Annotated in this window: 20 protein-coding genes; 10 read left to right on the top strand and 10 right to left on the bottom strand. The window is 67.3% G+C overall.

What is annotated here, in order from left to right; all coding sequences use genetic code 11:
* Positions 1-7: 7 nt before the first annotated feature.
* The 4 genes from AC6I6S_RS09135 to AC6I6S_RS09150 form a co-directional block, all read right to left on the bottom strand.
* On the bottom strand, positions 8-751 hold the full coding sequence (locus AC6I6S_RS09135; protein ID WP_497949623.1) for a DUF7978 family protein: 744 nt from the start codon (positions 749-751) through the stop codon (positions 8-10).
* Between the two features lie 86 nt (positions 752-837).
* Complete coding sequence (gene metX, locus AC6I6S_RS09140) at positions 838-2,061, bottom strand: homoserine O-acetyltransferase MetX (RefSeq protein ID WP_497949624.1); 1,224 nt, start codon at positions 2,059-2,061, stop codon at positions 838-840.
* On the bottom strand, positions 2,058-3,395 hold the full coding sequence (locus tag AC6I6S_RS09145; RefSeq protein WP_497949625.1) for an O-acetylhomoserine aminocarboxypropyltransferase/cysteine synthase family protein: 1,338 nt from the start codon (positions 3,393-3,395) through the stop codon (positions 2,058-2,060). The genes metX and AC6I6S_RS09145 overlap by 4 nt, the downstream gene beginning before the upstream one ends.
* A gap of 143 nt (positions 3,396-3,538) precedes the next feature.
* The gene (locus AC6I6S_RS09150; protein WP_497949804.1) at positions 3,539-4,939 is read right to left on the bottom strand and encodes an FAD-binding oxidoreductase; all 1,401 of its coding nucleotides are present in this window, start codon (positions 4,937-4,939) and stop codon (positions 3,539-3,541) included.
* Between the two features lie 224 nt (positions 4,940-5,163).
* On the opposite strand from AC6I6S_RS09150, the gene AC6I6S_RS09155 reads away from it, so the two are divergent.
* The 4 genes from AC6I6S_RS09155 to AC6I6S_RS09170 all read left to right on the top strand — a co-directional run bounded on the left by AC6I6S_RS09155 (position 5,164) and on the right by AC6I6S_RS09170 (position 9,744).
* Complete coding sequence (locus AC6I6S_RS09155; RefSeq protein WP_497949627.1) at positions 5,164-6,387, top strand: MFS transporter; 1,224 nt, start codon at positions 5,164-5,166, stop codon at positions 6,385-6,387.
* A gap of 141 nt (positions 6,388-6,528) precedes the next feature.
* Positions 6,529-7,215, top strand: a complete 687-nt coding sequence (locus AC6I6S_RS09160) for a cupredoxin domain-containing protein (RefSeq protein ID WP_497949628.1) — start codon at positions 6,529-6,531, stop codon at positions 7,213-7,215.
* Between the two features lie 282 nt (positions 7,216-7,497).
* Entirely contained in the window at positions 7,498-8,508 is a 1,011-nt protein-coding gene (locus tag AC6I6S_RS09165; protein WP_497949629.1) for a DMT family transporter, read from the top strand.
* Between the two features lie 123 nt (positions 8,509-8,631).
* A complete protein-coding gene (locus AC6I6S_RS09170; protein WP_497949630.1) occupies positions 8,632-9,744 on the top strand; it encodes a pyridoxal-phosphate-dependent aminotransferase family protein in 1,113 nt (370 codons plus the stop codon).
* 27 nt (positions 9,745-9,771) lie between these two features.
* Here the strand turns inward: AC6I6S_RS09170 and AC6I6S_RS09175 are convergent, their stop codons facing one another.
* The 4 genes from AC6I6S_RS09175 to eif1A form a co-directional block, all read right to left on the bottom strand.
* On the bottom strand, positions 9,772-10,104 hold the full coding sequence (locus tag AC6I6S_RS09175; protein WP_497949631.1) for a hypothetical protein: 333 nt from the start codon (positions 10,102-10,104) through the stop codon (positions 9,772-9,774).
* 108 nt (positions 10,105-10,212) lie between these two features.
* Positions 10,213-10,491 carry a DUF7513 family protein gene (locus AC6I6S_RS09180; RefSeq protein WP_497949633.1) on the bottom strand — a complete coding sequence of 93 codons (279 nt, stop codon included), beginning with the start codon at positions 10,489-10,491 and terminating at the stop codon, positions 10,213-10,215.
* On the bottom strand, positions 10,488-12,062 hold the full coding sequence (locus tag AC6I6S_RS09185; protein WP_497949634.1) for a Na+/H+ antiporter NhaC family protein: 1,575 nt from the start codon (positions 12,060-12,062) through the stop codon (positions 10,488-10,490). Before AC6I6S_RS09185 ends, AC6I6S_RS09180 begins: the two co-directional genes overlap by 4 nt.
* Positions 12,063-12,226: 164 nt before the next feature.
* Positions 12,227-12,514, bottom strand: a complete 288-nt coding sequence (eif1A, locus tag AC6I6S_RS09190; RefSeq protein ID WP_497949635.1) for a translation initiation factor eIF-1A — start codon at positions 12,512-12,514, stop codon at positions 12,227-12,229.
* 126 nt (positions 12,515-12,640) lie between these two features.
* Here eif1A and AC6I6S_RS09195 point away from each other — a divergent pair, with 126 nt between their 5' ends.
* The gene (locus AC6I6S_RS09195) at positions 12,641-12,820 is read left to right on the top strand and encodes a DUF7470 family protein (RefSeq protein ID WP_497949636.1); all 180 of its coding nucleotides are present in this window, start codon (positions 12,641-12,643) and stop codon (positions 12,818-12,820) included.
* A gap of 22 nt (positions 12,821-12,842) precedes the next feature.
* On the opposite strand, the gene AC6I6S_RS09200 is transcribed toward AC6I6S_RS09195, so the two are convergent.
* Both AC6I6S_RS09200 and rnz read right to left on the bottom strand, forming a co-directional pair.
* Positions 12,843-14,825 carry a DUF460 domain-containing protein gene (locus AC6I6S_RS09200; RefSeq protein WP_497949638.1) on the bottom strand — a complete coding sequence of 661 codons (1,983 nt, stop codon included), beginning with the start codon at positions 14,823-14,825 and terminating at the stop codon, positions 12,843-12,845.
* 57 nt (positions 14,826-14,882) lie between these two features.
* A complete protein-coding gene (rnz, locus tag AC6I6S_RS09205) occupies positions 14,883-15,815 on the bottom strand; it encodes a ribonuclease Z (RefSeq protein WP_497949639.1) in 933 nt (310 codons plus the stop codon).
* Positions 15,816-15,980: 165 nt separating this feature from the next.
* On the opposite strand from rnz, the gene AC6I6S_RS09210 reads away from it, so the two are divergent.
* The 5 genes from AC6I6S_RS09210 to AC6I6S_RS09230 are packed head-to-tail and all read left to right on the top strand — an operon-like array spanning position 15,981 to position 19,399.
* A complete protein-coding gene (locus AC6I6S_RS09210) occupies positions 15,981-17,081 on the top strand; it encodes a DUF7282 domain-containing protein (protein WP_497949641.1) in 1,101 nt (366 codons plus the stop codon).
* A gap of 50 nt (positions 17,082-17,131) precedes the next feature.
* On the top strand, positions 17,132-18,136 hold the full coding sequence (locus tag AC6I6S_RS09215; RefSeq protein ID WP_497949642.1) for an AAA family ATPase: 1,005 nt from the start codon (positions 17,132-17,134) through the stop codon (positions 18,134-18,136).
* The gene (locus tag AC6I6S_RS09220) at positions 18,137-18,517 is read left to right on the top strand and encodes a hypothetical protein (RefSeq protein ID WP_497949643.1); all 381 of its coding nucleotides are present in this window, start codon (positions 18,137-18,139) and stop codon (positions 18,515-18,517) included.
* Positions 18,518-18,542: 25 nt separating this feature from the next.
* Entirely contained in the window at positions 18,543-18,980 is a 438-nt protein-coding gene (locus AC6I6S_RS09225) for an acyl-CoA thioesterase (RefSeq protein WP_497949645.1), read from the top strand.
* Between the two features lie 47 nt (positions 18,981-19,027).
* Positions 19,028-19,399 (top strand): hypothetical protein, encoded by a 372-nt coding sequence (locus tag AC6I6S_RS09230; RefSeq protein ID WP_497949646.1) that lies wholly within the window; start codon positions 19,028-19,030, stop codon positions 19,397-19,399.
* Positions 19,400-19,402: the final 3 nt, after the last annotated feature.

A 19,402-nucleotide genomic window follows, 5' to 3' on the forward strand; every position in this document is an offset into this window, starting at 1 on the left:
GTTTCGATCAGCCCTGTGACACGGGAGCGTCTCGCGTGGAATCGTCGGTTTGCGGTCGGCGACCGAGCAGACGGTCGAGCGGACGCGGCCAGACGGCGAGCAACCCGCCGATCACAGCGAGCGTCACCGGGAACAGAATCCCCGCGAGGAGGACGGTTTCGGGAAGCGACGCCGCGAACGTCATCGGCTCTTCTGGTGCGTTCATCCCCCCGCCGCCTTCGGGTGGTTCGTAGGTGAACCGCGTCAGCCAGGCGAGGGCCACCACGGCACCGAAATAGCTCGGAACGACCGTCAGAGCGCCGCCCGCCGCGCTCCGAACCGTCTCGAGGTCGAGATAGCTGACCAGGCCGTAGCCCGCGGCTGTAAGCGTCAGAAGCGGGACGAAATGGATGACGCCGCCCGTGCTGCTGAGCGTCAACGCGGCCTCGAGCGGGAGTGACTGCGCCTCTCCTCGGATCGACACGCCGTGATTCGAGAGCAGGACGAACCCGGTGCTGGTCCACGTGCCGGGGCCGTTTTCCGCCTGTCCGAGGAATCCGCTCGTCGCGACGACCGTCTGGAGGGTAACGGCGTAGTTGACGAGAAACGCGCCGAGGCCGAACAGGAGTCCGACTCGCCACGGCAGGGCGCGCACGCCGGTCGCGTTCTCGTCAGTCGCTACCGGCTGTTCGGACTCCGGCTCCGCCCGTTCGTCATCGGGCGCCTCGGGACCGTCCTGTGGCCCCTTCTCGTACTCGAGTCGTCGCTCCATCACGACTGATTAAGAAACACTGATATTTTTTCGTTCCGGTATTCTGATCTGTTCGTCGGCGGCGCGGGTCGCGTCTCGAGGCCCGCTCAGTCCGAAAACAGGCTGGTGTGGACGGGTGCGAACGCGTCGTCATCCGCCTCCCGCGTGTCCGTGATGGGTCGTCCGGAGAGCCCCGTCTCGAGCAGCGCCGACAGCGGCGGCCCGACCGTCTCGGGTTCGACGAGGAACGCGTCGTGGCCGTGGTCGGAGTCGACGACGTGGTGGGCGACGTCGACGCCCGACTCGCGGCAGGCCTCGGCGAGCGCCTCGGACTGCTCGACGGTGAAGTGCCAGTCGCCGGTAAAGGAGAGCGCGAGCAGTTCGCCCTCGAACGCCGCGAGGGCGTCCGCCTCGGATTCGTAGCCCGCCGACAGGTCGAAGTCGTCCATCGCGCGGGTAAGGTAGAGGTAGCTGTTGGCGTCGAAGCGGTCGGTGAACGTGTCGGCCTGGTAGTCGAGGTAGGACTCGACCTCCCGGTAGGGGAAGAAGGTGGCGGCGGGGTCGGGCGGCTCCTCTCGAACCGTCTCCCGACCTGCGGAACGGCGGCCGAACTTCCGACCCATCGACGCCTTCGAGAGGTACATAATGTGGCCGAGCTGGCGGGCTCGAGCCAGCCCCTCGTCGGGTTCCGATCCACCGTCGGGGGCGGCCGACGAGCCGTCGTAGTAGTGGCCGCCGTTCCAGTGCGGATCGCTCGTGATCGCCCGCCGGGCGACGGCGTCCAGGGCGAGACACTGGGCGTCGAGGCGGGGCGCGGCGGCGACGGCGGCCGCCCGCTCGACGTCGTCGGGATACCGGCGCAGCCAGTCCAGGACGTTCATGCCGCCGACGCTGCCGCCGACGACGGCGCGAAGACGGCCGACGCCGAGTTCGTCGAGCAGTCGGCGCTGGGCACGGGTCCAGTCGCCCACGGTGACCGGCGGGAAGTCGGTGCCGTAGGGCTCGCCGGTTTCGGGATTTTCGCTCTCGGGGCCGGTCGTGCCGTAACAGGAGCCGGGGACGTTCGCGCAGACGACGTAGTACTCGGTGGTGTCGATCGCCTTGCCGGGGCCGACGACGTCGCCCCACCAGGCGCGGGCCTGGCCCGCGGTTTCGTCCCCCGCGTCGGGCCGACGGGCGACGTGGGCGCTGCCGGTCAGGGCGTGGCAGACTACCACCGCGTTCTCACCCGTAAAGTCGCCGTAGGTCTCGTAGGCGACCTCGAGCTCCGGAATCGTCTCGCCGCACTCGAAAGTGAACTCCCCGAGGGAGGCGGTCTCCTTCGCGGTCATGTGGTCCCTCCCGTCGCCCGCCCCGGCACCGCCTCGTGGCTCGCCGTTTCGATCGCCGACTCGAGATCCGCCAGAAGGTCTGCGGGGTCCTCGATCCCCACCGAGAGGCGGATCATGTCGGGACGCACGCCCGCCTCGCGCTGCTCGTCGGGGGTCAACTGGCCGTGGGTCGTGCTCGCGGGGTGGATGACGAGCGTCTTCGCGTCGCCGATGTTCGCGAGGAACTGGGCGACCTCGACCTCCTCGCAGAACCGCTTTCCGGCCTCGAATCCCTCCTCGAGGCCGAAGGCGATCATCCCGCCGTAATCCGCGAGGTAGCGGCTCGCGTTCTCGTGAGTCGGGTGGTTCTCGAGACCCGGGTAGGTGACCCAGGCCACGTCTTCGTGGTCGGCGAGGTAGTCGGCGACGATGGCGGCGTTCTCGCAATGCTTTTCCATCCGAAGGGGGAGCGTCTCGAGGCCCTGCAGCGTCTGCCAGGCGTCGAAGGGCGACTGCTGGTTGCCCAGACTGCGCACTGAGCGGAAGCGAGCCGCCGCGGCGAGTGGCGCGTCGGAAAAATCCCGGGAGAAGTCGACGTCGTGGTAGGCGTGGTTCGGGCCCGCGACCTCCTCGTACCCGCGTTCGTCCCAGGGAAAGTCGCCGCCGTCGACGAGCACGCCGCCCACGGTCGTCCCCGAGCCGTGGAGCCACTTGGTCGTCGACTCCCAGACGACGTCCGCGCCGTGTTCGAGGGGCCGACACAGCGCGGGCGTCGCGAACGTGTTGTCGACGACGAGCGGGACTCCGTTCTCGTGGGCGATTCCTGCGACGCGCTCGAAGTCCGGCGTGACGAGCGAGGGGTTACCGACGGTTTCGACGTGGACGAACGCGGTGTCCTCGTCGATCGCTTCCTTGTAGGCGTCGTACTCGAGGGTCGGCACGAACCGGGTTTCGATCCCGCGTCTGCTCGCGGTCTTCGAGAGGTAGGCGGTCGTCCCGCCGTAGGTGTCCGTCGAACAGACGACGTTCTCGCCCGCTTTCGCGAGTATCAGGGCCAGTGAGTCCAGTGCGGCCATCCCGCTGGCGGTCGCCACCGCGCCAGCGCCGCCTTCGAGCGCCGCCAGACGCTCCTCGAGGGTTTCGACGGTCGGGTTGCTGATCCGCGAGTAGATGTGGGCCGACGACTCGAGGGCGTACCGCTCGGCCGCGTCGTCGGCGCTCTCGAAGGCGTAGGAGGTCGTCTGGTACAGCGGCGGCGCAACCGCGCCCGTCGCGGGATCGGGCGACTGTCCGGCGTGGACGCTTCGCGTCGCGAACTCCGGCCCCGATTCTCGCTCGTCCGCCTTGTCGCTCATGTTTTGTATGCATACTTCCGCACGAATATATGCACCTCAGTAACGGCAAAAACCGCGGATCGTCGGACGGCAGGGTTGGGAGAGCGCGTAGCGGCCGGCTGTAGTGTTTCGAGGGATTTCAGCGGGGCGAGCGAGCCGCCCGGTCAGGCGGCCGGCTCGACGTTCTGGTTCATCCGGAAGACGTTCTCCGGGTCCCACGCGTTTTTCACCGCCACCAGGCGGTCGTAGTTCTCCTCGTAAGCGCGCGCTTCCTCGCCCTCGCGCTCGGTGATGAAGTTGACGTACGCGCCGCCCATCGCGTCGGGGGCCAGCGCGGCGTGCAGTTCGCGAACCCACTCGATGCACGCCTCGTCCTGCGCGGCGTCCTCCCAGCGGGTGTGGACGTTCAGCACGTACCCGACGTCGCGATGGGGGTAGGCGGTGGCGTCCGCCGGCACCTCGTTGACGGCGCCGCCGAGGCGGCCGAAGATGATCTCGGTATGCGGCGTCGGAACGGTCCTCGCGTACTCGAGCGCCGTCTCGATAACCTCGTCGCGGAGCACCTCGAAGTTGTGCGTCTTCCAGTAGTTCCGGAGTCCGGGCTCGAGCAGCGGGTCGAAGGTCCGCTGCCACTCGGCGTAGGGCTGCGGCCCGATCGCGTCGGCGACGGGGTCGCCGAACGCCCGGAGCGGCGCGAGCGCGTCCGCCCCGTCCTCGGGGTCGCCGGCGTAGAACGCGGCCACGATGCAGACGTCGGTCCCGTGGACCGCCTCGGGGAGGAACGGGAGCGGCGGCGCCTTCCGCAGCACGGGCCACGCGACGACCTCGTTCGACGCGTTCTCGCTGAACTCGCGGACGAACTCGAGCACCTCCGGGGCGTCGTCGTGGGCGTAGACGAGGGGTCCGCAGAGCACCTCCGGTCCGACCTCGTGAAGCTGGAACTCGAACGCCGTCACGATCCCGAAGTTGCCGCCGCCGCCGCGGATCCCCCAGAACAGATCGGCGTTCTCCGCCTCGCTCGCGCGAACGAGTTCTCCGTCCGCGGTGACCACGTCCGCCGAGCGGAGGTTGTCGACGGTGAGTCCGTACGCCCGCGAGAGCCAGCCGAAGCCGCCGCCGAGGGTGAGTCCGGCGACGCCGGTCGTCGAGTTGATTCCGAGCGGCGTCGCGAGCCCGAACGCCTGGGTCTCGTGATCCACGTCCGCGAGCGACGCGCCGGGTTCGACGTGTGCGATCCGTGCGTCGGGATCGACCCGGACGGAGTTCATGAGCGAGAGGTCGATCATCAGCCCGTACTCGCAGACGGCGTTGCCGGCCACGTTGTGCCCGCCGCCTTTGACCGCGATCCGAAGGTCGTGCTCCCGTCCGAAGTGTACGGCCCGAATAACGTCCGCGACGCCCGCGGGCCGGGCGATAATCGCCGGTCGGCGATCGACCATCGCGTTCCAGATCGAGCGCGCCTCGTCGTACCCGTCGTCGTCCGGGCGAAGCACCGCGCCCCTGAATCCGGCTGTGAGTTCGTCGATCGCCTCCTCATCGATCGGGTGGTATGCTGCGAACGTCATGGTGATCCCGCTCCCGGCGTCCTCTGCCGACACCGTGTTGTACGATACCACTGGCCAAGATTAAAACCGAGCGGTATGGCAGATTCTCGACTGGTCTCCCCGCAACCAGGCGGTCGACCGGCCGTTTCACGGGCCGATGCTCGCGCCCGCGAACCGACCATGAGCGCGAGTCTCCACCGGCCGAGACGGACGCCTTCTTGAGCCGGCGGTTCCAATATCGGTGTGTGCACTCGAGCGCCCGCGACCGGATCGCCCTCGCCGCCGTCGTGTTCGCGGTGCTGTTCTCGCAGGTGTTGCTGTATCCGGGGCTGGATCCACTCGTCGACGCCCTCGGCGCCGGCGAGGCGAGCGAGACGGTCGCCGGAACGGCTCTCGAGGCGAGCATGTGGTTCCTGGTCGCCGAGTTCGCCGCCTACGTCGCCTTCGTTGGCGTCTGGGGGATCGCGAGCGACGCGGCCGGCCGCCGGACGCCGTTCATCGTCGCGGGGGCGCTGTTGGGAGCGGCGAGCTACGTCGCGCTCGCGCTCGGGCCGTCGGTCGGCGGACTCTCTTTCGAGGGTGTCCTCCTCCTGCGCGTCCTCCAGGGCGCGATGACGATCGGCGCCTTCTCGCTGACGATCACGATGCTGATGGACCTCGAGGGCGGCCACGGGGCGAACATGGGCGCCGCAGGCATCGCAATCGGACTCGGGGCCGCGCTCGGCGCGCCCGTCGGCGGTCGGCTCACGGCGGTCGATCCGGTCGCCCCGCTGTTGGTGGCCGCCGGACTGCTCGTCGTCGTCGCCGCCGCCGTCTCGTTCGTCGCCGACCGCGCACCCGGCGACCGCCGTGACGCGCGGGCGATCCTCGAGGGCGTGCGCCGTCGCCCGACGCTCACGCTGCCGTACGCCTTCGGGTTCGTCGATCGCATGACGGCGGGCTTTTTCGCCCTCGTCGGCACGTTCTACTTCCGGGAGACGTTCGGCACCGATCCCCTCGCGACTGGACTCTTGCTCGCGTGCTTTTTCGCGCCGTTCGCGCTCCTCCAGTACCCCATGGGCGTCCTCTCCGATCGAATCGGGCGGACGATCCCGATCGTCGTCGGCTCGGTCTGTTACGGAGTCGGCATTCTCGCGGTCGGCGCGGCGCCGACGGTCGCCCTCGCCGCGGCGGCGATGGTCGGCGTCGGGGTCCTCGGCGCGCTCGTCGCACCCGCCACGATGGCGCTAGTCACCGATATCGCGACCGACGACCAACGCGGGATCGCGATGGCCGGCTTCAACCTCGCGGGCAGTCTGGGCTTTCTCGCCGGCTTCCTCGTCGGCGGGACCGTCGCGGGGGGCGCCGGCTACGACACCGCGTTCCTCGTCGTTGGCGGACTCGAGGTCGCGATCGCGGTCGTCGCCGTGCCGATTTTCCTCCGACTGTCACTCGAGGGACGGAGTCGGTTCGCACTCGAGGAGCGGTAGTCGGCTCGCCGACCGGCCCGGCTCACCGATCACGCGCCCGATATCGCTCGGTGACTGTCAGGCGAAACCGAATGATCAGCCTCGCTACCATGGGTGTGTCGGCTGTCAGCTTATTCACACTGCTGGCGGAGTCCCCCTGCTATGGCACACGACGATTCGCTTTCGCGACGACGCATCCTGCACGCAGCCGGTACGACGGCGGTTTCGACCGCGATCCTCGCCGGCTGTGCAGACAACGGTGAGGGTCCCGGCGAGGAGGGGCCAGAGGACGAAGAGCCGCCCGAGGAGGAAGATCCTGCCGAGAACGAGACCGGCGACGGAAACAACGAGACCGGCGACGGAAACAACGAGACCGACAACGGAAACCAGACCGACGACGAGGAAGTCGACGTCGCGGAGTGGGAGGACGTCAACGAGATCGTCCTCGAGGGGTTCACGGAGAACTGGCTCGGCGTCGAACCGGAGCCGATCGACGGCGAGGAGAACCCGACGCTCGTCCTCTTCGAGGGCCAGGAGTACGACATCACCTGGGAGAACATGGACGGCGAGCCCCACAACATCGAGATCTGGGACGAGGACGGAGAGGTCGTCGACGATTACCAGACCGAGATCATCGAGGAGGAGGGCGAAGAGCAGACGCTGACGATCGACGAGGTCACCGACGAGATGGCGGAGTACGTCTGTGAGGTCCACCCCGGTACGATGATCGGCGACATTCAGGTCGAGACCGAAAACGGAAACGGCGACGAAGACGGCGAGAACGGGAACAACGAGACCGACGACGAAAACCAGACCGACGAAAACCAGACCGACGAAAACGACGAATAACTCCGACGCTACCGACCCCCGAGACGTCGATTTTTACCGCCGGAACCTCCATCAGCCGCGCCCGCGTCGGCCCCCGGAACCCGCGTGAGATCGGTCACTGTCGCCGCCGCCCGTCGGCCTGATTCGCGACCTCTAGTCGATTCGATGATTGTATCTGGTTACTTACTAGCACACGTTGTTTGGATGTGTTCTTTGGTAACGTCTCTCGAGGAATTTAGCAGTTTCAGGGCTTCTACTGCGGGAATAGCAAGATAGAAGTGGCGCCGACTCGTGCATGTGGTAATGAACGTTAATAGAGATATTCTCCTCTTCATCGCGCTCGCGTTCGTCTGGGGGACGTCGTTCGCGGCGATCGAGGTCGGCCTGGCGACGCTGCCACCGATACTCTTCGCCGCCGTTCGCTTCGACCTCGCCGCCGCCCTGTTCGTGGCGGCGGTCGTCGCCCTCGGCCTCGAGTGGCGCCCACGCACGCGAAACGATTGGCTGTTGATCGGCGTCGGCGGCGGCCTCGTCATCGGCGCACACTTCGCGCTGCTGTTCGTCGGTCAATCCTACGTCTCGAGCGGCGTCGCCGCGATTATCCTCAGCCTCACGCCGATCGTGACGCCGCCGTTGGCGCTCGCGTTGCTCCCGCAAGAGCGGATCCGCGCGCCCGCAGTCGTCGGTCTCCTGCTGGGACTCGCAGGCGTCGTCGTCATCGCGACCGACGGCGGAGCGCTGGGCGGGCAGGCGATCGGCGTCGCGCTGCTGTTCGGCTCTGCGATCGTCTTCGCGCTCGGTGCCGTCCTCACCGCTCGTACCAGCGGGACGCTGCCGCTGATCTCGCTGCAGGCGTGGTCGATGGCGATCGGCGCGGCTCTGCTCCACGGCCTCAGCGCGATCCACCCGGCCGAGTCGATCGCCGCCGCGGCGTGGACCCAGACCACGCTCGTTGCGCTCGTCTATCTCGCCGTCGCCGCCACCGGCGGCGGCTTCCTGGCGTACTTCGTCCTGCTCGAACGCATCGGCGCGACCGAGATCAGCCTGGTCAACTACGCGGTCCCCGTCGTCGCCGCCGTCTTCGGTTGGGCGGTTCTCGGCGAGTCGCTTACCCTCGCAACGATCGCCGGCTTCGCGCTGATCGTTCTCGGTTTCGGACTCTGTAAGATCGGTGCGCTCTGGCGCACCGCGGCACCCGTGGTCGGCTACGGTCCACACCGCCCGTCGACCGCCGCCGACGGCATCGTCGTGCGCGGTAACGTCTACGTCGCCGGGGACAACCCGCCCTCGAGCCCGGTTCCGTCCGCCGACTGAGCGACCGACTCGAGCCGAATCCTCCGCTCGTTCTGCTCCCCGTCGGGCGAGCGTTTGTTCCCGTTGTGGCATCCACAAGCACCATAGCGTCTCGCCGCCCAGTACGCCTAACGGGTGGATTCCGTGACCGAGAAACGCGAATACAGAGACGACTACCCCGACAAGACGCTGTACATTCCGGGACCGACCGAGGTCCGCGAGGACGTGATCGAGGCGATGTGCGAGCCGATGTTCGGCCACCGGATGGACCGAATGACTGACCTCTACACAACCATCGTCGAGAACACCAGGGAGTTCCTCGGCACCGACAACGACGTGATCGTCCTCACGGGGTCGGGAACCGAGTTCATGGAGAGTTCCATCCTCAACCTCGTCGACGACAACGTCCTCGTGACGACCTGCGGCAGTTTCAGCGAGCGCCAGGCCGACGTCGCAGAGCGCCTCGGCAAATCGGTCGACACCCTCGAGTACGAGTGGGGGCGGGCGGTCAAACCCGCGGACGTCCGGGAGGCCCTCGAGGGAAGCGACACCGAGTACGACGCCGTCACCTGCGTGATGAACGAGAGTTCGACGGGCGTCCGGAATCCGATCGAGGAGATCGGCGACGTCGTCGCCGAGTATCCGGACACGCGTTTCGTCGTCGACGCCGTCTCGGCGCTGGGCGGTGATTACGTCGATATCGACGCCCACGACATCGACGTCATCTTTACTTCCGTTCAGAAGGCGTTCGCCATGCCGCCCGGCCTCGCCGTCTGCGTCGTCAGCGAGGCGGCCTACGAGCAGGAACTCGAGAGCGAGTCGGCGTCGTGGTACGGCGGCTTCCAGCGCACCATCGACTACTACGGCCGGAAGGGCCAGACCCACTCGACGCCGGCGATCCCGATCATGCTCGCGTATCGAAAACAGATGAAACACATGCTCGAGGAGGGTCACCACGCCCGCGACGAGCGCCACCGGGAGATGGCCGAGTACACCCGCGAGTGGGCGCGCGAGCACTTCGCGATGTTTCCCGAGGAGGGGTACGAATCGCAGACGGTGAGCTGTATCGAGAACACGCGGGGGATCGACGTCGCCGAGACCATCGACGCCGTCAGCGAGGAGTACGACATGGTGTTCGCGAACGGCTACGGCTCGGACCTGGGCGAGAAGACGTTCCGCATCGGGCACATGGGCGAACACGACCTCGAGAGCATCGAGGCGCTCACGGACGCTATCGAGGACGTCGCCGGGCTGTAGACGGCTCTCGATGGGCGCGACCGGCGCTCATTCTGCCGAGTGGCGGTTCCGTCTCGCAGCTTCGGCGAACGCGGCGATCGTCAGCAGCCCGATAACCGGGAAGATGAACACGCCCAGAACGGCCTGCCAGAATCCGAGCAGGAACAGCACCGCACAGCCCGCGGCCGTAATCCACACCCTTCGGAGCAGTACCCCGACGGCGCCGAGCAGCGCCCCGCCGGCGATGAGGGCGGTCAGGACGAGTCTCGAGCGCGAGTAACCCGGCTGCGGGAGGTAGTACAGCAGCACGCCGATGAGCGCGAGAACCGAGAGCACGGCGACGGCCCGGACGAGTTCGTACTTCGCGTCCCCCGGTTCCATAGGCGAACGTTCGCGAGCGACGACGTTAGTGTTGGGCCGCGTCGCTGGAACCGCGAACGCGCGACGCGACGGTGGACGCCACCGCGGCCGACCGGCGTGTCACGGCCGTCAGCCGGCGTAGGAGCTCTCGCCGACGACCTCGAGGAACTCCCCGCGTCCCTCCGCAGTCTCTTCGTCGAACTCGGTGACGCGAACGCGGACCTGCAACTCGACGTGGGCCGGTTCGGCGCCCTCGACGGCGAGGACGGTATCGCCGATGCGGGCGATGCCGACGCCCTCGCGGCTATCGTACCGGGCGACGAAGACGTTCACCGTCTGTCCCGGTTCGAGCGTCGGCGTCGTGCTCCGGAACTGCCAGCCTTTGAGGTACTTCTTGAAGAAACTCATACGCGGGCCACCTCCTCCGATTCGCGGTCGGTAACGTACTCCCTGCCGAAGCCGGTGATCGCCGCGACGACGAACACCGTTACCAGCAGCCAGCCGTGGAAGACGTACGGGAAGACCTCGACGGGGTTGACGACCATCGCGGGCTCGAACCACTCGTACTCGCCGGGGAGACCCTCCATCGCCGTGAAGCCGACGAGGACACCGCCGGACCATGGGAAGATGTACCCAAGCGCGGCGGTCTGGGCGTCTAAGATGTTCGCCCGGCGGTAGCCGTTGATGTTGAACCGCTCGCCGACCTTCGAGATGTACGGCCCGATGGCGACCTCCGCCGCGGTGTTGATCGTGATCGCGGCGTTGATCAGCGCCGAGGAGCCGACCATCGTCAACTCGGCGTTGCGGACGTTCGTCGCGAGGTTCGCAAGCGACCACTCGAGGATCGCCTCGAAGGCGCCGCCGCGGATCATGATCTGGGCGGCGGCGATGATCAACAGGACGAGAATCGACAGCGCGAAGAAGCCGGCGGCACCCTCGAGGATGCTCCCGCCGACGCCGACCGCGTCGGGATCGGTCACGACCTCGAGGATCGGCAGGAACGCGAACTCCTGGGCGAGCGGGGCGTCCTCCGGCGCCTGGAACAGGAGGATGTCGCTGGCGGCGGAGAGGCCAAGCGCCAGGTTCAGCACGACCGCGGTGACGATCCCCCAGGAGATCGCCTCGACGATGTGACGGCCCTTGATCGCGGTGACGATGACGACGCCCATCGAGAGGAGGTGGACGAGTCCGATCGGCTGGCTCTCGGCGATGAAGATGTCGCGGGCGTCGCCCGGAATCCCCTCGAGACCGGGCATGACGCTGCTCGCGACGATGTAGGCGGGAAAGGCGATCGCCGCGGCGACGATCGCGTACTTGAACCGGGAGGCGACGACCCCGCCGATGTCGGCATCCTGAGTGACGGCGCTGACGATCGTGGTGTCGCTCACCGGCGCGAGGTTGTCTCCGAAGATCGCTCCCGAGAGGATCGCGCCGAACATCAGGACGGGGTTCGCGCCGAGCAGGATCCCCGCCGGGAAGAAGAGGACGACGAACGCGATCGTCGTCCCGTAGCCGGTGCCGATCCCCGTCGCGAGTACGGCGGCGAGGACGAACGTGAGCGCGGGAAACAGGGTCGCACCGACGCCGGCGAGGTCGGCGAACCAGACCAGTCCGTCGACGAAGCCGCCGACCTGCAGGGTCTCCGAGAACATGCCGGCCCAGATCCAGGCGACGATGGCCGTCACCGCCACCGGCTGGGTCATCCCCTCGAAGATCGTATTGGCGTACCCCTTCCAGTCGCCACGGACGAAGAACATCCCGAGGATGAGCCCGATGAGCATCCCCGCGACCAGTCCGGCGGTGTCCGAGATCCGCCAGAGCGCGGTCTGGGCGATCGCCCAGACGATGAAAAAGAGGATCGGAAACGCGCTCATCCCGCGCCCGCCGTAGAACGAAATCGTCGGGCCATCGTCCGTCGACTGTGCGAACTCGTCGGGGACCGGGTCGTCAGACCCCGTCACGTCGTCCGTTCCTGACATCGCATCACTGCTCGATGATTGTCAACGACCCACATAATATCAACGATTGGTTTTTAGAATTTAGCAGTTGACTGGTTAGCTGACCGCCACCTCGGGCGAAACGGCGGTCGGAAGCTGGCACTGACGGAGAAAGCGTTCAAAAACGGGTCGCAGCGGGCGGTCGACTACTGAATGTGGCCTTCACGGCGGAGCTGGTCGGCGTCGGCCTTCTCGTAGCGCCAGGTGATGTCGGCTTTCTCGTCCTGCCAGTCCCAGGGGGAGACGAGCACGACGTCGTCCTCGCGGATCCAGATGCGCTTTTGCATCTTCCCGGGGATGCGTGCGGTGCGCTCTTCCCCGTCGGCACAGCGTACTTTCACCCGATTCGCCCCGAGCATGTTGGTGACGGTCGCGAAAACCTCGTCGTCGTCCGGCATGCGGAGGTTCTTCCGACCACCCTGGTCGTCGCTCATGGGCCGACGTTGGGTCTCGAGGCGTTTAATGTTTTACCGATTTCCCCGAACGACGACCTCGAGCCCTCGGCACCGATTCGGCGGCGAAACCACGGCGTTTATTCCGTTCGCCTGTGCAGCGGTGGTATGCTCAAGAACCTCGGGCCGCTCGGGATCGTCGGTCTGGTCGTTATCCTCGCCGGCCTCGCGTTGATCGCCTACGCGAATATTCTCGTCGCAGCCGGCCTCGCGTTCGTCCTCGCCGGCCTCGGTCTCGTCGTCAAAGCCCTCGTCTCGGGGATGCTGGCGGCGTGGGGGATGGCGTAATTTCGGATCGCTCGAGCGTCGCTCAGGCCTCGTTGTCACCTGCTCGGTGTTCGCTGATGAGGCGGTCGACCATCGAAGCGTTCTGCTCCTTCCGCCGTTCGGCCGCGCAGTCGTGCCAGTCGTCGATCACAGCCTCGACGTCGTCCTCGCGGGCGACCGCGAGTTCGTCGACCTCCTGCATCGCGACGTCGTCGGCCGGTCCCACGGGGATCTCGCGATCGAACAGGATCGCGTCGGCGATCTCCGAGAGCCCGCCACCGTTTTTCAACACCACGCGGGGTTCGAACTCAGCGAGTAACTCCGCCGTCGAGCGGCCCGCGCCGCTCGCGTCGCGCAGGTAGACCACGTCGCCGCTCGCGATTCCGTACTGTTCGTCGGCCTCGCGGATCGCGCCCTTGCTGAACTTTTCGACGACCTTCACCGGCACCAGCCCCTCCTTTTTCGCCGAGACGTCACTGAAGTTCGAGTGATCGAGCTTCCACAGCGCCTTCATCCGCTCGACCTTCCGCTCGAGGTCCGCGACCGCCTCGCGGGCCTCGTCGCGCTCGCGCTCGAGTTCCTCCGTCTTGCGCTCGAGGCGGGTCACCTCGCGGTCCTTGCGGACTTTTCGGCGTTCCTCCTGGCGGGTGACGGTGAGCTCTGCCTCGAGGTCCTCGATCGCCTCGTCGCGCTCGTCGACTCGCCCCTCGAGGGTGTCGACGTGGCCCTCGAGGCGGTCGACCTGGCGCTCGAGTTGCTTGATCCGCTTCTCCTCAGGGCTGAGTTCCCGGGGCTGGTGGGTCGTCTCCTCTTCCTCGCTCTCGTCGGATTCTGCGAGATCCCGGAGGACGGCTTCGACGCTCTCCTCGCTCGAGACGACCCGCGCCGTCACCTCGTCGCGGTCGACCCCTGGCGGGAGTTTGCGGGCGATCCGCTCGAACTGGTCCTCGTGGGCGTCGAAGGCGTACAGCGCCGCGGCCATCGCGTCCCGCTGGTGGTCGTCGTCGTAGGGGTGCTCGCGCGTGCGATGTTGCTTCTCGTCGATCGGGGGATCGCGCTCGGGCGTAAAGCCGGCGGCGTCGAAGCTCCGGCGGAACTTCTCGACCGTTTCGGGCATCGGCGTCACGTCCGCGGCGACGATCACCGGACGGCCGCGCTCGACGATCCACTCGATCACGTCGGCGGTGTCGCTGGTGCGAGAGCTCCAGACGTCCAGGACCTCGCCCTCGAGGCTGACGACGGCGACGGCGGTCGTCGTGCCGGGATCGATCCCGACGACGACGTGGTCCCGTCGCTTCACGAGCGGCTGGAACTCGATGCCGTCGCGGCGCTCGCGCTCGATCTCGATCCGGACGTCGCCCGACCGGCGGTTCGAGACGGGGATGTCCGCGGGTCGCGCCTCGACGGTGAAGATCGCGTTCGCGAAACCGCCGTAGGATTCCCGGACTTCCCGCTCGTACGCGAGGTTGTGGGCCTCGAGTTCGGATTCGACCTCTCTCGCCTGGCGCTTGACCGCGCCGTGGATCCGCCGGGTGTAGCGGTCCTCGCTCCAGCCGCCTTTACCGGTCGAACGGCCACGGGCGACCTTGACCTCCGTGGTGTCCGTGAAGGCGGATACCTCGTGGCCGACGTTGTGTGCCGCCAGACGAGCTGCCGCCTCGGCTTCCGCCATCGGCTCCTTCGCGTAGGGGATGCCGTGGCGTTTCGCGACGCGTGAGAGGGGCTCGGGCTGTTCGGCCCCCGTCACCTGCACGAGCGTCGTCTCGTCGGGCAGCGAGCCGAGGAAGTGGATCAGCTGGTCCTTGTCGGCCGCGAGTTCGTACATGTTGTCCGTGGCGACGATCGCCGGCTCCGCGCCGTGGATCAGTCGCCGGAGTTTTCGGTGGGAGACGACGTCGCGCTCGAGTCCCTCGTCGTCGCCGTCGTAGACGACGAGAGCGTAGGAGGGCGAGTCACCGCGCACGTCGCCGCTCTGGATGTCGACCCCGAAGACGACCGCGTCGAGTGCACTCGTTCGCGTGCTCACGGGGGGCTATAGGGTAAGAACGCGTATAAATCCGACGCGGATTCCCGGCCCCCCGGGTCAGTTGCCGGCGCTCGGATACGGTATCTCGAGTTCCATCCCGTCGTCCGGGACGAATACCTCGTCTCCGAACGCCTCGCGAGCCTCCTCGAGGTGGGCGCCCGCGTCGCCGGCGTAGCGCGAGGAGAGGTGCACCAGCGCGAGCCGCTTCGCACCTGCTTCGCGGGCGATCCGGGCGGCCTGGCGGGCCGTCGCGTGGGCGGTGTGGGCGGCGCGGTCGACCCGGTCGTCGGCGAACGTCGCGTCGTGGATCAACAGGTCGGGCTCGTCGACGACCTCGACGGTCGCCGCGGTCGGGCGCGTATCTCCCGTATAGACCAGCGAGCGGCCGGGACGGGGTTCACCGACGACCTCGTTCGGGTGGACGACGGTGCCGTCCTCGAGTTCGACGGCCTCGCCCGCGTGGAGTCTCGAGAACTTCGGTCCGACGGGAACGCCGAGCTCCTCGGCGCGCTCGCGGTCGAACCGCCCTTTCCGGTCGTCCTCGACGAGCGCGTAGCCGACCGAACGGGTGTCGTGGTCGGTGTCGAACGCGCGGACCTCGTACTCCTCGGCGCGGTAGGCGACGTCGCCGCCGCCGACTTCGTTGATCCGCACCGGAAACGAGGGGCGGTTTCCGAGGGCGGTGACCAGCCCCTTCAGTTGTCGGCGCGTGCCGCGCGGGGTGTGGATCGCGAGCGGCGCCTCGCGGTCGTTGAAGTCCATCGTCTGGAGCAGGCCGGGAATCCCGAGGACGTGGTCCCCGTGGCAGTGCGTGACGAACAGCTGTGTGATCGAAAAGCCGGTCGCGAACCGCATCATCTGGCGCTGGGTTCCCTCACCGGCGTCGAACAGCAACTCCTCGCCCTCGCGAGCGACGAACACGCTGCTCGGGTTCCGTTCGGTCGTCGGAACGGCCCCGCTGGTCCCCAGGAACGTCACGCGCAATGACATCGACAGTGTCTCCGCGTGCCGCGACTAAACCGGCTTCGGATCGGTCGCTGTGGCATGCGACCGTTGCTGACCTCCGCTCTGCTCGCGGGCTCGAGCGAGGGAACGAAAACGACGTTTTACATCGATGCCCGTCTAACGTAGCGACAGCCCCAGCAGAGCCCCACGATGAGTACGAGATTCGAGTTCGGTACGATCAAACAGCTCGGCGCCGTCCTGCTCGCCGTTCTGGTCGTTCTGGCGGCGGGCGTGGTCGTCGGCCAGGCACCGACGATCTTCGGCGCCGAGATCGACGAGGAGCCGGAGGCGTCGATCGTGTTCGAGGACCAGCAGAGCGACGGAACCAGCGTGACGATCTCCGAGGTTTCCGTCTCCGATGGCGGTTTCGTCGTCGTCACCGACGGGAGCGGTGAAACCGTCGCCGTCTCCGAGTATCTTGGCGCCTCGGCGGAGCCACACGAGAACGTCACGATCAACCAGAGCGCCGAGGACGACCTCGATCTACTCGGCCAGCTAACCGCAACTGTTCATCAGGACACGACGGGCAACCAGACGTACATGTACGAGGAGACCGACGGAGACGAGGATCTCCCGTACACCGAGGACGGCTACCCGGTCAGCGACACGGCGACGGTCACGATGACCGACCGCGCGGACGGCGACACGAGCACCTCGTTCCTCGTCGAGTCGATCAGCGCACCGGCGACGGCGACGACCAACGAGACGATCCGGATCGAAGCGGAGATCCGCAATCCGAACGAGTTCGCCGCCCAGCAACACGTCGAACTCCGCCTCGGCGGGCAGGTCCTCGAGCGCCAGATCCTCGAACTCGAACCCGACGACACCCGCGAGGTGAGCTTCGAGACGAACACGACCGGCGTCGACCCCGGTAACCAGACGCTCGGCGTCTACACTCAGGACGACGGCGCCCTCACGACGATCGACCTCGAGTTCGCGGGGCCCGCGAGCGTCGACGTCGTCGAGGCGAACGAGTCGACCGTCGTCGTCAACGCCTCGGTCGTCGAGGACGGCTTCGTCGGCGTCGGCGAGGAGGACGGCGACCTCCTCGGCACCAGTGAGGCTCTCGAGCCCGGCCAGTACGAAAACGTCACCGTCGACCTCGACGAGGAGCCGTCCGAGAACGCGACGGTGATTGCGGTCCTCTTCGAGGGCGATCCGACCGATCCCGACAACGCGACGGCCGCCGAGGAGGACGGTGAACGCGTCGAGGCAACGGTGCCCGAAACCCAACAGAGCGAGGCCGAGTAGCGACGACCCAACCGACCGATTCTTACCGCCGCCGTCCCTACCGACCGGCGATGGACGCGCCGCTGTGGACCGAGACGTACGCGCCCGCCCTCGAGGAGCTGCCACAGGACGACGCCCGCGCGTACCTCCTGCGGGCGGTCGAGGAGCCGATCAACCTCATTCTACAGGGGCCGGCCGGCAGCGGGAAAACCGCGGCAGCGCGGGCGCTCGCGCGAGCGGCCCACGATGACCCCGACAACGACTTTATCGAGATCAACGTCGCCGACTTCTTCGGCCGGACGAAGACCGAGATCAAGAACGACCCCCGGTTCGAGCACTTCCTGCGGGGGCGCTCTGCGCTCTCGAAGCGGGACATGATCAACCACGTCCTCAAGGAGTCGGCGAGCTACTCGCCGGTCGCCGGCAACTACAAGACGATCCTGCTCGACAACGCCGAGGACGTCCGCGAGGACTTCCAGCAGGCGCTGCGCCGGATCATGGAACAACACCACCGGACGACCCAGTTTATTATCGGCACGCGCCAGCCGACGAAGCTCATTCCGCCGATCCGCTCGCGGTGTTTCCCCGTCTCGCTGCGCGCGCCCTCGAGCGCCGAAACCGTCACCATTCTCGAGCGGATCGTCGAATCCGAGGGCGTCGAGTACGAGGCGGACGGCCTCGAGTTCATCGCGGGCTACGCCAACGGCGACCTCCGGCGGGCGATCCTGGCGACCCAGACCACCGCCGAGGGGGAGGGTGAGATCACGATGCAGGCGGCCTACGAGACCATCGGCTCCGTCGGCCGCGACGAGGAGATCGAGTCGATGCTCGACGACGCCGAGGCCGGCGAGTTCACCGACGCCCGCAAGACGCTGGACGACCTGCTCGTCGACGAAGGGCTCGACGGCGGCGAGGTGCTCGAGGCGATTCTCCGGGTCGCTCGAAAGCGCTACCAGGGCGCCGAACTCGCCCGAATCCACCGGCTGGCGGCCGATATCGAATTTGAGATGACAGAGGGCTCGAGCGACCGGATTCACGTCTCGCACCTCCTCGCGGAGCTGGGTCGGGACGCGTAGATGGCAGCGCGGATCACGGCGTTCGACCGGTTGTGGGCGCTGTTCGTGATCGTGCCGCAGGTTCGAGTGCTGCATATCGTCGTCGGGGGGAGCGCCTCCCTGCTCGAGCCGTGGACGCTGCTTGGGTTTTTCGTCAGTGCTTCGCTCATCGGCGAGGTGGTGCTTCGACGATACGGCCCGTCGGTCGTCTCGTCGCTCTGGAAAGGAGCGTTCGCGGCGTTCGCACTGGTATTCATCGGCTTTTTCGCGACAGAGGTCTCGCCAGGTGTCGCTGCCGGCGACCGAGCGACCGGTGTGACGTTTCTGGTGCTCAGCGTCATTCTCGCGGCCGGGTTCGCTCGCCGGCAACTCGAGGCAACTCGAGTGAGCGCCGGAAGTTAAGTCGCCGTCCGTTGGACCCCTCGCCATGCCAACGCTGCTCGAAACCCACATCGAGAACCGCTTTCGGGTCCAGCCCAACCACGCGAACAACAACGAGACGCTCCACGGAGGCAATCTGATGAAGTGGCTCGACGAGGTCGGCGCGATGTCCGCGATGCGCTTCGCGGGCGAAACCTGCGTCACCGCGCGGGTGAACGAACTCGACTTCAAACGCCCCATCGGGATCGGCGATACGGCGGTCGTCGAGTCCTACGTCTACGACGCCGGACGGACGAGCGTCCACGTCGCCCTGCGGGCCTGGCGCGAGGAGCCCCGCACCGGCGAGCGCGAGGAGACGACCGCCTCGAGTTTCACGTTCGTCGCCGTCGATGGAGAGGGGAAGCCGACCGGGGTACCCACCCTCGAGGTCGACAGCGAGGAGGGCGAGCGGTTGCGAAACCGGGCGCTCGCCGTCGACGAGTAGGGAGCGCGAACCGGCAGGCTCTTTTCGCTCACCTTTGAGGTGCCGGCATGGCACTCGCGGACCGACTCGAGGAACTCGGCATCATTGCCGGCTGTACGATCCTGCTTGCGGTTCCGACGGCCGCGCTGATCGGCATCTTCGTCGACGCCGTCTTCCTCCCGCTCGAGTTGAGTCTCCTCGCCCTCGTTCCCGGCCTTCTGGTGGGGCTCGCCGTCCTCCGATCGAACCGCCTCGAGTATGCACACGTCTGGCGGTTCGGGCTCGCAACCTGGCTCGCAGCGTTCGTCCTCTGGGGCGCGCTCGGAATCTCACAGGAGGATACCGACGTCGCGGTCGCACTGGCGGCCTGGCTCGGCGCGATCACCGCCGGATTCCTCGCGGTCATAGCGGACCGCTGGCTGTCGCGGCTTCGGGGCTGAGAA

The sequence above is a fragment of the Natrononativus sp. DTA114 genome (assembly GCF_059736515.1).

Excerpts from the sequence above, each read along its gene's own strand:
- AC6I6S_RS09185 (WP_497949634.1), bottom strand. The coding sequence starts at position 12,062 with ATGTCAGGAACGGACGACGTGACGGGGTCTGACGACCCGGTCCCCGAC.
- AC6I6S_RS09145 (WP_497949625.1), bottom strand. The coding sequence starts at position 3,395 with ATGAGCGACAAGGCGGACGAGCGAGAATCGGGGCCGGAGTTCGCGACG.
- AC6I6S_RS09180 (WP_497949633.1), bottom strand. The coding sequence starts at position 10,491 with ATGAGTTTCTTCAAGAAGTACCTCAAAGGCTGGCAGTTCCGGAGCACG.
- AC6I6S_RS09225 (WP_497949645.1), top strand. The coding sequence starts at position 18,543 with ATGCCAACGCTGCTCGAAACCCACATCGAGAACCGCTTTCGGGTCCAG.
- metX (WP_497949624.1), bottom strand. The coding sequence starts at position 2,061 with ATGACCGCGAAGGAGACCGCCTCCCTCGGGGAGTTCACTTTCGAGTGC.
- AC6I6S_RS09135 (WP_497949623.1), bottom strand. The coding sequence starts at position 751 with ATGGAGCGACGACTCGAGTACGAGAAGGGGCCACAGGACGGTCCCGAG.
- AC6I6S_RS09165 (WP_497949629.1), top strand. The coding sequence starts at position 7,498 with ATGAACGTTAATAGAGATATTCTCCTCTTCATCGCGCTCGCGTTCGTC.
- AC6I6S_RS09215 (WP_497949642.1), top strand. The coding sequence starts at position 17,132 with ATGGACGCGCCGCTGTGGACCGAGACGTACGCGCCCGCCCTCGAGGAG.
- AC6I6S_RS09150 (WP_497949804.1), bottom strand. The coding sequence starts at position 4,939 with ATGACGTTCGCAGCATACCACCCGATCGATGAGGAGGCGATCGACGAA.
- rnz (WP_497949639.1), bottom strand. The coding sequence starts at position 15,815 with ATGTCATTGCGCGTGACGTTCCTGGGGACCAGCGGGGCCGTTCCGACG.
- AC6I6S_RS09220 (WP_497949643.1), top strand. The coding sequence starts at position 18,137 with ATGGCAGCGCGGATCACGGCGTTCGACCGGTTGTGGGCGCTGTTCGTG.
- AC6I6S_RS09210 (WP_497949641.1), top strand. The coding sequence starts at position 15,981 with ATGAGTACGAGATTCGAGTTCGGTACGATCAAACAGCTCGGCGCCGTC.
- AC6I6S_RS09160 (WP_497949628.1), top strand. The coding sequence starts at position 6,529 with ATGGCACACGACGATTCGCTTTCGCGACGACGCATCCTGCACGCAGCC.
- AC6I6S_RS09230 (WP_497949646.1), top strand. The coding sequence starts at position 19,028 with ATGGCACTCGCGGACCGACTCGAGGAACTCGGCATCATTGCCGGCTGT.
- eif1A (WP_497949635.1), bottom strand. The coding sequence starts at position 12,514 with ATGAGCGACGACCAGGGTGGTCGGAAGAACCTCCGCATGCCGGACGAC.
- AC6I6S_RS09175 (WP_497949631.1), bottom strand. The coding sequence starts at position 10,104 with ATGGAACCGGGGGACGCGAAGTACGAACTCGTCCGGGCCGTCGCCGTG.
- AC6I6S_RS09195 (WP_497949636.1), top strand. The coding sequence starts at position 12,641 with ATGCTCAAGAACCTCGGGCCGCTCGGGATCGTCGGTCTGGTCGTTATC.